The organism is Pseudomonas sp. ARP3 (genome assembly GCF_001029595.1).
Classification (GTDB): Bacteria; Pseudomonadota; Gammaproteobacteria; order Pseudomonadales; family Pseudomonadaceae; genus Aquipseudomonas; species Aquipseudomonas rhodesiae.
Genome location: NZ_LEKF01000015.1, coordinates 56,208 through 70,415, shown reverse-complemented (window position 1 = coordinate 70,415; position 14,208 = coordinate 56,208). Strand labels below are relative to the sequence as shown.

The following is a 14,208-nucleotide window of genomic DNA, read 5'->3' as shown; positions in this document are numbered from 1 at the left end:
ATTTTTGGCAAAACTTGTAGGAATTTTGTGCGAAGGTGCACTTCCTGTTGTGAACACTCCCACCATTAAGTCCGGGTGTAGGTGCCGGTGCCTTTGAGGATGTTCTGCAAGGTTTGCTCCACCTCGGCCAGGTCGGAGGCGGCGGTGGCGTGGGTGATCTCCAAGTGATCCTTGCCCCCCAGTGCGTCGGCATCGCCGGCAGCCAGCTCGATGCGCAACGTCGTATCACTCAGGGTGACCTTCAGTCCATCCAGCGTCGACGGCTCGTAATCCCAGGTGAGCTCCACCTCGTCTTCGTCCGGATAACGGCTAAGCATGAACATTTCGCCGTTATTGCCGTGGCAGCACAGCATGGCCATGTTGTCTTCTTCGTCATCGCACGGGGTGGCGAGTAGGTGGGTGGTGGTCAGTTGCATGTAGAAGTCCTGTTTGAAAGGCGGCTTCAAGGCCGCCAGGCTTTAATTCTGCCATTACCTCAGGCTTTGTGCCGGCATTTGTATCAAACCCTCATCCGGGTTTCATAGCCAAGAGCTTGAGCGCGCTGCTTATGGGTTTGAACGCATTCCCCATACCGCTGCTGGCGATAGGGGAGATGGTGTTCAAGGCACCCTTTATGATGCGCTTGTCCGCATTCGGGCGTTTATTGACATGGCTGTCTATGCCGAAGCCGAGTTCTGCGCCACCCAACCCGACGCTTGCCGCTGTCAGTGCTATCCCCAGCGGCGGATAAGCGAGTCCAAGCGGAGCCAGAAGGAGCAGTCCATATTTCGCCCAACTCAGGTATTTGATCGCCGTGTTGGCCGTATAGTCGCGATTGAGTACAAATTGAAAATCAGTAGCGCTTTTCAGATCTTGCTCGGTGCGCTGTTGGAGTTCCTCGAACGGGTTGCCTTGGACTGTTTCGCCATCGAACAGACCACCCTCGTTAAAGTAACCTAACTCTTCCTGTTTGGAGACTGGCAGGCCATCTTGTTTAAGCCACTCGCGAGTTTGTTCTATATGGGCATCGACACCTTTGGATATGAACTCATTGGGGAGATCCTGCGGGCGGAAATAAAGTTTGAAGTTCTCGAATTTCTCCGGGTCTTTCAATTGCTCGGCCAGCCACTTATTCATTTCTGTCTTCGAGTCAAAACCCTTCAACATGGACGCTTGATCGGGAAGGTACAACAGGACCCTGCCTGTGGACTTATCCTGAGTGTAAAAGGCGCGCATTTTATAACCTTTGAAGGTGAGGAACTTCGTTTCCAGGTTTGGGTCGGCCTTATAGGGTTGTTCCAGGTCATTGGACGTCAGGGATGAGTAACTTTTGTCGGCGGGTAGGCCGGCGACACCCATGGCAATTTTTCGATCGTTTTCAGTAAGGGACTGATCATGGTGTTGTGTGTGCGACGCCTTCAAAAAGGCGCCTCGCGATGCCTGGCTGTAGGTATGGCGGGTGTTGTTGTTCCAGTAATTTTCCAAGTATTGGTCATAGGGGGTTTTATAGCTGTTGTCCCAGACCATCTGTTTGAAGTCGGCTGCTGAGATATCGACTCTGTTACTGGCGTCATAGATATTTTCCGAGCCTGGCTGAGGCTCTGTGTAAATACCTTGGAAATGGCTGGTGAACCCGCTTTCGTTGGGGCGCGGGAACATGCCAAGGGCATCCGGTTCTTCTGTATGCCTTGAACTTTCTCTTATTTCAAAAGGGCCGTCTTCTTTTGAACGTATTGCGCCGTTATAACTCGGTTCGTCCTGCTGGTTGAGCCTCGCCGCCTGGGTCAGTGAAATTTTTTGCACAATGACCCCGCTATAAGGTGGCGTGTTGGTGCGATGGTCATAGTGAATACTCACCAAGTAGGTTTTATCGGGGTCAATATCTTTTCCGAACCTTTCCTTTAATTGGCGCCTGACCTCAAGTGAGGTGACTTGATCAGGTGTTTTTGGGGGCGTGTAGTCGGTGCGAAGTTGTTCCACGGCCTTATTGACCGACACTGGCGCTTTGAAGTAGGCCGCCGGGAACTCCTGCCGCACTGCAGGGGCTGCATCGTTCGTACTTGAGCGTGTAGAAGGCATTGCGGAAGGGGCAGCGGCTGCGGCGCCAAGAGTGGGGTTAGAGAGTGGATGCACGTTCATTTGAGCCTCATGGAGTAGTCATAGAATGAAATTGGGCTCGAACTAAGTGACAGAACTTTGCAATACGGTTCCTATAGGGAACTAAGATTTAGATTGTGTGAGCGTATGAAATTTTACCTTCCGGCCTTTGGACCCTTTTATGCACAGCAGCCCCGCGTTCAGCCGCAGCCAGCACCTGTGCGGCTATCAGGGTTGCTCTTGGTGCAACCGGGCATTGCCGGGAGATGTCCGAATATGTCGCAGTGCAGCAAGCAGTCTGCTGACTGCACTCGTTAAGCTGCGCGTTGGATGGACTTTCTGCGCGACTCTGACCTGCCCGTCGTACCGTTATCGGCAGGCGGTGCATCCAGTGGACGTCGAATGTGACCTTATTGACTTGTCCAGCTTCACCCACCTGTCACTCGGATTCGTTTATGGTTACTGACAAACCGAGATGACGGTCTCCCCACCAGGGGATAACACGCGACGCTTCCATCAATAACAAGCCCAAGCGGAGTACCACAGATGGCGTTCTTCACCGCAGCCAGCAAGGCCGACTTCCAGCACCAACTGCAAGCGGCACTGGCGCAGCACATCAGTGAACAGGCACTGCCACAAGTGGCGCTGTTCGCTGAACAATTCTTCGGCATCATTTCCCTGGACGAACTGACCCAGCGTCGCCTTTCCGACCTGGCCGGTTGCACCCTGTCTGCCTGGCGCCTGCTTGAGCGCTTTGACCACACCCAACCGCAAGTGCGGGTCTACAACCCCGATTACGAACGTCACGGCTGGCAGTCGACCCACACTGCGGTCGAAGTGCTGCACCACGATCTGCCGTTCCTGGTGGACTCGGTGCGCACCGAGCTTAACCGTCGTGGCTACAGCATCCACACCCTGCAAACCACCGTGCTCAGCGTGCGTCGCGGCAGCAAGGGCGAGCTGCAGGAAATCCTGGCCAAAGGCACTCAGGGCGAAGGTATCCAGCAAGAATCGCTGATGTACCTGGAGATTGACCGCTGCGCCAATGCCGCCGAACTGAGCGTGCTGAGCAAAGAGCTGGAGCAGGTGCTGGGCGAAGTGCGCGTGGCCGTGGCCGATTTCGAGCCGATGAAAGCCAAGGTCCAGGACCTGTTGGCCGGTATCGACGCCAGCCAGTTCAGCATCGATGGCGAAGAAAAAGCCGAGATCAAGAACTTCCTGGAATGGCTGGTAGGTAACCACTTCACCTTCCTGGGCTACGAAGAATTTGTGGTACGTGACGAGGCGGACGGCGGTCATATCGAATATGACGCCAGCTCGTTCCTCGGTCTGACCAAGTTGCTGCGCGCCGGCCTTACCGCCGAAGACTTGCGCATCGAAGACTACGCCGTGTCGTACTTGCGCGAGCCGACCGTATTGTCGTTCGCCAAGGCCGCACACCCAAGCCGCGTGCATCGCCCAGCCTACCCGGACTACGTGTCGATCCGTGAGATCGACGCCGACGGCAAGGTCATCAAGGAATGCCGCTTCATGGGCCTGTACACCTCGTCGGTGTATGGCGAAAGCGTACGTGTGATTCCTTATATCCGCCGCAAGGTCGCGGAGATCGAGCGTCGCTCGGGCTTCCAGGCCAAGGCGCACCTGGGCAAGGAGCTGGCGCAAGTCGTCGAAGTGCTGCCCCGCGACGATCTGTTCCAGACCCCGGTGGACGAGCTGTACAGCACCGTGATGTCCATCGTGCAGATCCAGGAACGCAACAAGATCCGCGTGTTCCTGCGCAAAGACCCATACGGTCGTTTCTGCTACTGCCTGGCCTACGTGCCGCGCGACATCTATTCCACTGAAGTGCGCCAGAAGATCCAGCAAGTGCTGATGGATCGCCTCAAGGCCAGCGACTGCGAATTCTGGACATTCTTCTCCGAGTCCGTACTGGCGCGCGTGCAGCTGATTCTGCGGGTCGACCCGAAGAACCGACTGGACATCGACCCGCTGCAATTGGAAAAAGAAGTGATCCAGGCCTGCCGCAGCTGGCAGGACGACTATGCCAGCCTCGTCGTGGAAAGCTTCGGCGAAGCCCACGGCACCAACGTGTTGGCGGACTTCCCGAAAGGCTTCCCGGCCGGCTACCGTGAGCGCTTCGCCGCGCATTCGGCGGTGGTCGACATGCAGCACCTGCTCAGCCTCACCGAAGCCAACCCGCTGGTGATGAGCTTCTACCAGCCGCTGGGCCAGGTGTCCGGCCAGCGTGAGCTGCATTGCAAGCTGTATCACGCCGATACGCCGCTGGCGCTGTCCGACGTGCTGCCGATCCTGGAAAACCTCGGCCTGCGCGTACTCGGTGAGTTCCCGTACCGCCTGCGCCACGCCAATGGCCGCGAGTTCTGGATCCATGACTTTGCGTTTATCGCCGCCGAAGGCGTGAACCTGGATATCCAGCAGCTCAACGACACCCTGCAGGACGCCTTCGTACACATCGTGCATGGCGACGCCGAAAACGATGCGTTCAACCGTCTGGTGCTCACCGCCGGCCTGCCATGGCGCGATGTGGCGCTGCTGCGTGCCTACGCCCGTTACCTCAAGCAGATCCGCCTGGGCTTCGATCTGGGTTACATCGCCAGCACTCTGAACAACCACACCGACATCGCCCGCGAGTTGACTCGGCTGTTCAAGACCCGCTTCTACCTGGCGCGCAAACTCACCGCCGACGACTTGGAAGACAAGCAGCAGCGTCTGGAACAGGCGATCCTCAGCGCCCTGGACGACGTTCAGGTGCTCAACGAAGACCGCATCCTGCGTCGCTACCTGGACCTGATCAAGGCCACCTTGCGTACGAACTTCTACCAGACCGACGCCAACGGCCAGAACAAGTCGTACTTCAGCTTCAAGTTCGACCCGCGCGCCATTCCCGAGCTGCCCAAGCCGGTGCCGAAGTTCGAGATCTTCGTGTACTCGCCACGGGTCGAAGGCGTGCATCTGCGTTTCGGCAACGTTGCGCGGGGCGGTCTGCGCTGGTCCGACCGTGAAGAAGACTTCCGTACCGAAGTGCTGGGCCTGGTAAAAGCCCAGCAGGTGAAGAACTCGGTGATCGTGCCGGTGGGTGCCAAGGGTGGCTTCCTGCCGCGTCGCTTGCCACTGGGCGGTAGCCGCGACGAAATCGCGGCCGAGGGTATCGCTTGCTACCGCATCTTCATCTCCGGCCTGTTGGACATCACCGACAACCTGAAAGACGGCGCCCTGGTGCCGCCGGCCAATGTCGTGCGTCATGACGACGATGACCCGTACCTCGTCGTAGCGGCGGACAAAGGCACCGCGACCTTCTCCGACATCGCCAACGGCATCGCCATCGACTGCGGCTTCTGGCTGGGTGATGCGTTCGCCTCCGGGGGTTCGGCCGGTTATGACCACAAGAAAATGGGCATCACCGCCAAGGGCGCGTGGGTCGGCGTGCAGCGTCACTTCCGTGAACGCGGCATCAACGTGCAGGAAGACAGCATCACTGTCGTCGGCGTCGGCGATATGGCCGGCGACGTATTCGGTAACGGCCTGTTGATGTCCGACAAGCTGCAACTGGTCGCAGCTTTCAACCACCTGCACATCTTTATCGATCCGAACCCGAACCCGGCCACCAGCTTCGTCGAGCGCAAGCGCATGTTCGAGCTGCCGCGTTCGGCCTGGACCGACTACGACACCAGCATCATGTCCGAAGGTGGCGGTATCTTCTCGCGCAGCGCGAAGAGCATCGCGATCTCGCCGCAGATGAAAGAACGCTTCGATATCCAGGCCGACAAGCTGACCCCGACCGAACTGCTGAACGCCTTGCTCAAGGCGCCAGTGGACCTGTTGTGGAACGGCGGTATCGGCACCTATGTCAAGGCCAGCACCGAAAGCCACGCCGACGTGGGCGACAAGGCCAACGACGCGCTGCGGGTCAACGGCAACGAACTGCGCTGCAAGGTAGTGGGCGAGGGCGGTAACCTCGGCATGACCCAGCTGGGTCGTGTGGAATTCGGCCTCAATGGCGGCGGTTCCAACACCGACTTTATCGACAACGCCGGTGGCGTGGACTGCTCCGACCACGAAGTGAACATCAAGATCCTGCTCAACGAAGTGGTGCAGGCCGGCGACATGACCGACAAGCAGCGCAACCAGTTGCTGGCGAGCATGACCGACGAAGTCGGCAGCCTGGTGTTGGGCAACAACTACAAGCAGACCCAGGCCCTGTCCCTGGCCGCGCGCAAAGCCTACGAGCGTGCCGCCGAGTACAAGCGCCTGATGAGCGACCTGGAAGGCCGTGGCAAACTGGACCGCGCCATTGAGTACCTGCCGACCGAGGAGCAGCTCACCGAGCGTGCCTCCACTGGCAAGGGCCTTACACGTCCGGAACTGTCAGTGCTGATCTCCTATAGCAAGATCGACCTCAAGGAAGCTTTGCTTAAGTCTCTGGTGCCGGACGACGACTACCTGACCCGTGACATGGAGACCGCGTTCCCTCCGAGCCTGGTGGCCAAGTTCGGCGAGGCCATGCGCCGTCACCGTCTCAAGCGCGAGATCGTCAGCACCCAGATCGCCAACGATCTGGTCAACCACATGGGCATCACCTTTGTGCAGCGGCTCAAAGAGTCGACCGGCATGAGCCCGGCGAACGTAGCCGGTGCGTATGTGATCGTGCGTGACATCTTCCATCTCCCGCACTGGTTCCGTCAGATCGAAGCCCTGGATCACCAGGTCTCCGCTGACGTGCAGTTGGAACTGATGGACGAGCTGATGCGCCTGGGCCGCCGCGCCACGCGTTGGTTCCTGCGCAGCCGCCGTAATGAGCAGGATGCTGGTCGCGACACCGCACACTTCGGTCCGCACCTGGCTGCGTTGGGTCTTAAACTCGACGAACTGCTGGAAGGCCCGACTCGCGAAGGCTGGCAGAACCGCTACCAGGCGTACACCGAAGCCGGCGTGCCGGAGTTGTTGGCGCGTATGGTGGCAGGCACCACGCACCTGTACACCTTGTTGCCGATCATCGAAGCCGCCGACGTCACCGGGCACGATGCTGCCGAAGTGGCCAAGGCCTACTTCGCTGTAGGCAGCGCATTGGACCTGCCGTGGTACCTGCAGCAGATCAGCGATCTGCCCGTGGCCAACAACTGGCAGGCTCAGGCCCGCGAAGCGTTCCGCGACGATGTGGACTGGCAGCAGCGCGCGATCACCATTTCGGTACTGCAAATGGCCGATGCGCCGCAAGACATGGAAGCCCGCGTGGCACTGTGGCTTGAGCAGCACCAGGACATGGCCGATCGCTGGCGCGCGATGATGGTGGAAATTCGTGCCGCGGTCGGCACGGACTACGCCATGTACGCCGTGGCCAACCGTGAACTGCTGGACCTGGCAATGAGCGGTCAGTCGGTGCTGCAATCGGCTTGATGCCCCGGTGAAACACCTGGGCGAGGGGGCTTGCCCCCGATAGTGGTGTATCAGTCATGTATAGGTTGGCTGACACACTGCCATCGGGGGCAAGCCCCCTCCCACATTTGGGCCTCAGTTGGCTTCAGGTTTGTATGTGGGCTTGGCCAGCAAGAGGCATAGAAAGCACCTCACAACCAAGCCTGGCACCTACAAAATTGTGGGAGGGGGCTTGCTCCCGATAGTGGTGTATTAGTCATGTATAGGTTGGCTGACACACTGCCATCGGGGGCAAGCCCCCTCCCACATTTGGGCCTCAGTTGGCTTCAGGTTTGTATGTGGGCTTGGCCAGCAAGAGGCATAGAAAGCACCTCACAACCAAGCCTGGCACCTACAAAATTGTGGGAGGGGGCTTGCTCCCGATAGTGGTGTATCAGTCATGTATAGGTTGGCTGACACACTGCCATCGGGGGCAAGCCCTCTCCCACATTTGGGCCTCAGTTGGCTTCAGGTTTGTATGCGGGCTTGGCCAGTAAGGGGCATAGAAAGCACCTCGCAACCAAGCCTGGCGCGTACAAAATTGTGGGAGGGGGCTTGCCCCCGATAGTGGTGTATCAGTCATGTATAGGTTGACTGACACACTGCCATCGGGTTCAAGCCCCCTCCCATATTTGGATCTTCATTATCTGAAGGTCAGTGATGTTTCAGTAGTTTGCTTTCCAGGTGATCCAGGTGTTGGGTCATCAGGCTCACCGCAGTGTTTGAGTCGCGCTGCTCAATCGCATCCACAATGGCCACATGTTCCTGCCACGCGCAATACGTGCAGGCTTTTGCTTCAAATTGGGCGATGACCAACGATGTCAATGGTACCAGGCTGTTGAGGAACTGCGCCAACGGCGCATTACCGGCGATCGCGGCCAACTGCAAATGAAACTCCCCTGATAATCGAATCGCCGGCCCACGCTGGTCGCGCTCAATGCACTCGCGCTCGCGGGCGATCAGATCGCGCAAGGGGCGAATCTGCGCGGGTGTGGCCTGGGCGCAGGCCAATTGCACCACGGTGACTTCGGTCATGCGCCGGGCTTCGAGGATTTGTCGGGCTTGCAGGCTGTCCGGCGCGGCGACCTGGGCGCGTTGGTTGGGACGCAGGATGATCACCTGCTGATGGGAAAGTTTGGCCAGCACCCGGCGAATCACGCTGCGGCTCACGCCAAAGGTTTCGCCCAGGCCTTCTTCGGTAAAGCGGCTGGACGGGGCGATGCGTTGTTCGAGGATGGCGTCAAACAGGCGCGGGTAGATGTCGTCCACCGAGGGTTTTTTACCGGCCACCAGGCGCAGGGCAGGCAGGATCGGGTTGCGTTGCAAGGCGTGGGCGGTCATGGCCGGTCTCCAAAAAATCAGCTGCCGAGATGGTCGTCCGGGATGTTCAGGGCAATGCCCATGCGCAGACCCTCCTGGAGGATATGCCGACGCATTTCGGCGCTGGCCAGGGCGCTGTTCTTGTTACGTATGGCGCGCACCACGGCTTCGTTTTCCTGCAGGCGTTCGGCCAGGTGTTCAGGCGAGTTACGCAGTACCTGGGCGCTTTGCTTGAGGGCGTTGCGGGTCTGCTGCACCACGTTCTGAAAGATCGGGTTGGAAGTCAGCGCGAACAGCTCTTCATGAAAATCGACATAGGCGTTCAGGCCCGCTTCGGCATCGCCGGCGTCCAGGGCTTCGCGCATGTCCATCAGGGTCAGGCGTAACTGGCCGACTTCCTTGCTGCTGATGGACTGGGCCACCAGGCCGACGATAAAGGGTTCGAGGGTGTAGCGCAGTTGCAGAATGTCTTCGAGGCTGGCGTCGGCTACGGCGTCGCTGGACTGCGGATCGCTGACGCTGGTCTCTAACACGACCACGCCTTTGCCGGGCATGGAACGCACCAGGCCGAGGGTTTCCAGTACGATCACCGCTTCACGCAGACTGGGGCGGCTGATGCCCAGCTGTTCGGCCAGCTCGCGCTGGCCGGGGAGCATTTCGCCGCGGCGCCACTGACCCCGCGCCAGGGCGGCGCGTAGTTTTTCTACCACTGAATTGACGACGGTTGAGGTGCTGATCACGTCGATGGCTCCTTGATGATGCTGATACGGTGGGAGCAGTTTTGCCGCTCCCACCTGGGTAGTGTCGCCTTCAGAATTCCTGGTGCGCCGGCAATACCGGTTTCTTGGCCTGGAAGGCATAACCCTGCTGGCCGTCCAATACCTTGTTGGCGCGCTGGAGGTCGATGTCTTTTTCCCAGCGGGCAATGGCCACGGTGGCGACGCAGTTGCCGATCAGGTTAGTCAATGCGCGGCCGATGCCCATAAACCAGTCCACGGCCAGCACCAGCACCAGGCCCACCACCGGAATCGCCGGGATCGCGGTGAGGGTGGCCGCCAGAATCACCAGCGCCGAACCGGGGATGCCATGGGCGCCCTTGGAGGTGATCAACGACACCAGCAGGATGGTCAGCAGGTCGGTCATCGACAGCGGTGTGCCGGTGGCGTTGGCGATAAATACGATGGCCAGGGTCAGGTAGATCGAGAACCCGTCGAGGTTGAACGAGTAGCCGGTCGGAATCACCAGGCCCACGGTGGAACTGCCAATGCCCAGGTGCTCCAGTTTGCGCATGATCTGAGGCAGCACAGCGTCGGAAGAGGCAGTGCCCATTACGATCAGCAGCTCTTCGCGCAAGTACTTGAGCAGCGGCAGCATGCGCAGGCCCGACAGGCGCATTACCACGCCGAGGATCACGCCGACAAAGGCAAAGCAGGTCAGGTAGAAAAGGCCTACCAGGCTGCCCAGGTGTTGCAGGGAATCCAGGCCGTAGGTGCTGGTGGTGAAGGCGATGGCGCCGAACACGCCAATGGGCGCCAGGCGCACGATCATGCCCATGATGCGGAAAATCACATGGCTCAATTCGTTGATCAGTCGCGAAATGCCCGACGCCGCTTCGCCCACCAGGTTCAGCGCGCTGCCGAACAGCACTGAAAACAGTAGAACTTGCAGCACGTTGTTGTCGGCAAACGCACCGATCACTGAGTTGGGAATCAGGTCCATCAGGAATTGGCTGGTGCCGCGGATGTGCTGGCCCTTGTCGGCCAGTTCGTTCAGGCCGGCGGAAGAGAGCTGTTCCAGATGAATATTGGCGCCGGTGCCGATGCCGGTGCTGAACGCCATAACCAGGCCGATCACCAACGCGATGGTGGTCAGCACTTCGAAATAGATCACCGACTTAAGGCCGATGCGCCCGACTTTTTTCAGGTCGCCGGCGCCGGAAATGCCGCTGACCACTACGCAGAACACGATCAGGCCGATCAGCATCTTGATCAGTTTGATAAAGCCGTCGCCGAGGGGTTTGAGTTGCGAAGAGAATTCGGGAAGGGCCAGGCCGCAAACAACGCCTAACATCAGGCCGATCACGACTTGCAGGAAAATCGAACGCGAGCACCATCTGAGCATGGGAGGGATCTCTATTCGGCGCCCTGGTGGTTCCAGGGCTTAATTGTTGTGGTCATACCGGTAAGTCCAGTGCAGGGCCAGTCTACGCCGGGTTTTTTTGAAATCACAAGTAATAATTCGGCGGTTGGCAGGTCCCGGTCTGACCAGTGGGTCGGTAAGGGCGATGCTTGAGCGGTTGGCGGCGTGCAAAATTTTTCGCTTATCATCCGGCGCTCGGCACAGAAGGGGGGCGAATGGACACACCAGGTTTGAGCATCGATAAGCACGGGCACCGACACTGCGCCTGGCACGGCGCGGCGCCGGAATACCTGCATTACCACGACCATGAGTGGGGCGTGCCGGTGGCCGATGATATTCAGCTGTACGAGAAAATCTGCCTGGAAGGGTTTCAGGCGGGGATGGCGTGGATAACCATCCTGCGCAAGCGCGAGCAGTTTCGTGCAGCGTTCGACGGCTTTGATTTTCGCCGCGTGGCGCAGTACGGCGAGGCGGATATCCTGCGTCTAATGCAGAACCCGGGCATCGTGCGTAATCGGGCGAAGATCGTCTCCACCATCAACAATGCGCGGCGTGCCTGTGAGCTAGTGGACGAGACCGGCTCTCTGGCGCAGTGGTTATGGGCCTTCGAACCCGGCCCGCAAGAGCGCCCGGCCGTGGTGGACCTGGCTTACTGGACGGGTAACCCGACATCACCGGCCTCGGTGCGTCTGTCCAAGGCGCTGAAGAAGCGTGGTTGGACGTTTGTAGGGCCGACCACGATGTATGCGCTGATGCAGGCGATGGGGATGGTCAATGATCATCTTGAAGGATGCGCATGCCGCCCGCAGATTGAAGCGCTGCGGCGCCAGTTCAAGCGGCCCTGAATTGCCGACTCGGGCGGTTGAAACTGTGGGAGGGGGCTTGGCTCCGATGACGCTGGCTCAGTCGACCTCTCGTTAACTGCCCCAAAAATCCCGCCCGGCGGTCGGGTTATAGAGCGTCATGCAATCTTCAGCAGAATATCGCGCACCCTGTCCAGGGCCGGGTCGATATCCAGCAGTTCAATGGCGCCGAACCCGACAATCAAGCCTGCACGCACCGGCGTGTCATGGAAGAACACCTCCAGTGGGTATAGGCCGACGTCCACCTGGCGCGCCAGCTCCCGCAGCAGCGCAATATTGACCGGCACCTTGCACAGCGCCGCCAGGTGGAACCCCGCCACTGTGGGCACCGCTTCGAACCATGGCGACAGATCGCCCGCCAGGCGCACCAGGATACGTTCGCGGCGCCCGGCGTATACCGTGTGGCAGCGTCGGATGTGCTTGAGCAGGTAGCCCTCGCTGATGAACTTGGCCAATGCCCATTGCGGCAGTGTGGAGCTGTGCTGGTCGGTCAGTTGCTTGGCCTTGAGTACCGCGCCGTGGATCGCCGGTGGCAGCACCACGTAGCCCAGGCGCAACTCGGGCAGCAGGGTCTTGGAAAAGGTGCCGACGTAAGCCACTACGCCGCGACTGTCCAGGCTTTGCAGGGAATCGGTGGGGCGGCCCTCGTAACGGAATTCGCTGTCGTAGTCGTCTTCGATGATGATCGCGCCCAGGTCGAACGCACGCGCCAGCAAGGCTTCGCGGCGCGCCGGGCTCATGGGCATGCCCAGGGGGAATTGATGGGACGGTGTGACATAGATCAGGCGCGTGCCGTCGGGGATCTGGTCGACCTGGATACCCTGTGCGTCCACGGGCACGCTGGCGACATGGGCGCCCCGTGCCGTGAACAGTTGGCGCGCGGGGGTGTAGCCGGGGTCTTCCATGGCGACAATACTGCCCGGTTCCAACACCACGCGGGCGAGCAAGTCCAGTGCCTGTTGCGCGCCGTTGGTGACCACGATGTCGCTGTCGCGGCATTTGACCCCTCGGGAAAACGCGATATGCCCGGCGATGGCACTGCGCAACGCCGGCAGCCCTTCGGGTTGACTGTAGAAGCCGCTGTGCTCGGCGATACGCCGTAGGGCATGCTGGGTGCAGCGCCGCCATTCATCCTGGGGGAACTGCTGGCGGCTGGTGGCGCCGCCGATAAATTCGTAGCGCAGGCGCTTGTCGTTGGCGGGGTGATGCATGGGCGAGGGCAGCGCTTGCCATTTCGCCAGGTTGGCGGAGCAGGCCAGATCTGTAGCGGTTTGTACGCGATCAGGTTGTGGTGCCCAGGCGTTGACGAAGGTCCCGCGGCCAATCCTGCCCACCAGCAGGCCTTCATAGGTCAACGTGGCGTAGGTATCGGACACCGTCTTGCGCGATATGCCCAATTGCTCGGCCAGCAAGCGGCTGGGCGGCAGTTGGGCACCTGCCATGAGACGCCCGGCGGCGATGGCTTCGCGCAACTGCTGATAAAGCTGCGCCGCCAGGTCCTTACGCCCGTTGATGACGATGTGGAGTTCCATGTTTCATCCTGAGACAGATCGATCGGCGCCAAGATTACTCGTAAATCGATCTGTACCGCTGCGCCGGCACTCAGGACAGGAAGCCACCGTCCACATTCAGCGACACGCCGGTGGTGTAGCTGGAGGCGTCGCTGGCCAGGAACAGTACTGCACCCGCCATCTCGCTCGGGTCGGCCACGCGCTTGAGGGGGATCTGCGCCAGGGCCATTTTCAGGATCGAGTCGTTCTTGACCAGTGCGGAGGCGAATTTGGTGTCGGTCAGGCCCGGCAGCAGCGCGTTGCAGCGTATACCGAACTCGGCGCATTCCTTGGCGAACACCTTGGTCATGTTGATCACCGCGGCCTTGGTCACCGAGTAAATGCCCTGGAATATGCCGGGCGAGATGCCGTTGATCGAGGCCACGTTGATGATGCTGCCGCCGCCGTTTTCGCGCATCAGCTTGCCGGCTTCCACCGACATGAAGAAGTAGCCACGGATGTTCACGTCCACGGTTTTCTGGAACGCGCCGAGGTCGGTGTCCAGCACATTGCAGAACTGCGGGTTGGTGGCGGCGTTGTTGACCAGGATATCCAGGCGCCCGAACTGCTCGCGAATACCGGCGAATACTTGGCTGATCTGCTCCATTTCACCGATGTGGCAGGCCACCGCTGTGGCCTTGCCGCCGTCGGCGATGATCGCATCGGCCACATGCTGGCAGCCTTCGAGCTTGCGGCTGGACACGATCACATGGGCGCCTTGCTGGGCCAGCAACTTGGCGATGGCCTCGCCGATGCCACGGCTGGCGCCGGAGACAAATGCGATCTTGCCGTCGAGGTCGAACAGGTGGGTCTTGGACATGGGGATT

The 14,208-nt window shown here is 59.8% G+C and carries 9 protein-coding genes; 2 read left to right on the top strand and 7 right to left on the bottom strand.

Features of this window, described 5'->3' with window-relative positions; translation table 11 throughout:
- Nucleotides 1–65 precede the first annotated feature (65 nt).
- Together ABX75_RS17655 and ABX75_RS17650 are read right to left on the bottom strand one after the other, a co-directional pair.
- A complete protein-coding gene (locus tag ABX75_RS17655) occupies nucleotides 66–416 on the bottom strand; it encodes a hypothetical protein (protein ID WP_034098222.1) in 351 nt (116 codons plus the stop codon).
- A 91-nt stretch (nucleotides 417–507) separates the two neighbouring features.
- A complete protein-coding gene (locus ABX75_RS17650) occupies nucleotides 508–2,118 on the bottom strand; it encodes a dermonecrotic toxin domain-containing protein (protein ID WP_047882357.1) in 1,611 nt (536 codons plus the stop codon).
- A gap of 504 nt (nucleotides 2,119–2,622) precedes the next feature.
- Here ABX75_RS17650 and ABX75_RS17645 point away from each other — a divergent pair.
- A complete protein-coding gene (locus tag ABX75_RS17645; protein ID WP_047882356.1) occupies nucleotides 2,623–7,491 on the top strand; it encodes an NAD-glutamate dehydrogenase in 4,869 nt (1,622 codons plus the stop codon).
- Between the two features lie 672 nt (nucleotides 7,492–8,163).
- Here ABX75_RS17645 and ABX75_RS17640 read toward each other — a convergent pair.
- From ABX75_RS17640 to ABX75_RS17630, 3 genes are all read right to left on the bottom strand, one after another.
- Nucleotides 8,164–8,850 carry a GntR family transcriptional regulator gene (locus ABX75_RS17640; protein WP_047882355.1) on the bottom strand — a complete coding sequence of 229 codons (687 nt, stop codon included), beginning with the start codon at nucleotides 8,848–8,850 and terminating at the stop codon, nucleotides 8,164–8,166.
- A 17-nt stretch (nucleotides 8,851–8,867) separates the two neighbouring features.
- Nucleotides 8,868–9,569, bottom strand: a complete 702-nt coding sequence (locus ABX75_RS17635; RefSeq protein ID WP_034098214.1) for a FadR/GntR family transcriptional regulator — start codon at nucleotides 9,567–9,569, stop codon at nucleotides 8,868–8,870.
- Between the two features lie 70 nt (nucleotides 9,570–9,639).
- Entirely contained in the window at nucleotides 9,640–10,965 is a 1,326-nt protein-coding gene (locus ABX75_RS17630) for a C4-dicarboxylate transporter DctA (protein WP_169867879.1), read from the bottom strand.
- 218 nt (nucleotides 10,966–11,183) lie between these two features.
- Between ABX75_RS17630 and ABX75_RS17625 the strand changes: the two genes are divergently transcribed.
- Complete coding sequence (locus ABX75_RS17625) at nucleotides 11,184–11,813, top strand: DNA-3-methyladenine glycosylase I (protein ID WP_047882354.1); 630 nt, start codon at nucleotides 11,184–11,186, stop codon at nucleotides 11,811–11,813.
- 116 nt (nucleotides 11,814–11,929) lie between these two features.
- On the opposite strand, the gene ABX75_RS17620 is transcribed toward ABX75_RS17625, so the two are convergent.
- Nucleotides 11,930–13,363 carry a PLP-dependent aminotransferase family protein gene (locus ABX75_RS17620; protein WP_047882353.1) on the bottom strand — a complete coding sequence of 478 codons (1,434 nt, stop codon included), beginning with the start codon at nucleotides 13,361–13,363 and terminating at the stop codon, nucleotides 11,930–11,932.
- A 70-nt stretch (nucleotides 13,364–13,433) separates the two neighbouring features.
- Nucleotides 13,434–14,201 (bottom strand): SDR family oxidoreductase, encoded by a 768-nt coding sequence (locus ABX75_RS17615; RefSeq protein ID WP_034098207.1) that lies wholly within the window; start codon nucleotides 14,199–14,201, stop codon nucleotides 13,434–13,436.
- Nucleotides 14,202–14,208 lie beyond the last annotated feature (7 nt).

Coding starts and splice junctions, on each gene's coding strand:
- ABX75_RS17655 (WP_034098222.1), bottom strand. CDS start 416: ATGCAACTGACCACCACCCACCTACTCGCCACCCCGTGCGATGACGAA.
- ABX75_RS17650 (WP_047882357.1), bottom strand. CDS start 2,118: ATGAACGTGCATCCACTCTCTAACCCCACTCTTGGCGCCGCAGCCGCT.
- ABX75_RS17645 (WP_047882356.1), top strand. CDS start 2,623: ATGGCGTTCTTCACCGCAGCCAGCAAGGCCGACTTCCAGCACCAACTG.
- ABX75_RS17640 (WP_047882355.1), bottom strand. CDS start 8,850: ATGACCGCCCACGCCTTGCAACGCAACCCGATCCTGCCTGCCCTGCGC.
- ABX75_RS17625 (WP_047882354.1), top strand. CDS start 11,184: ATGGACACACCAGGTTTGAGCATCGATAAGCACGGGCACCGACACTGC.
- ABX75_RS17620 (WP_047882353.1), bottom strand. CDS start 13,363: ATGGAACTCCACATCGTCATCAACGGGCGTAAGGACCTGGCGGCGCAG.
- ABX75_RS17615 (WP_034098207.1), bottom strand. CDS start 14,201: ATGTCCAAGACCCACCTGTTCGACCTCGACGGCAAGATCGCATTTGTC.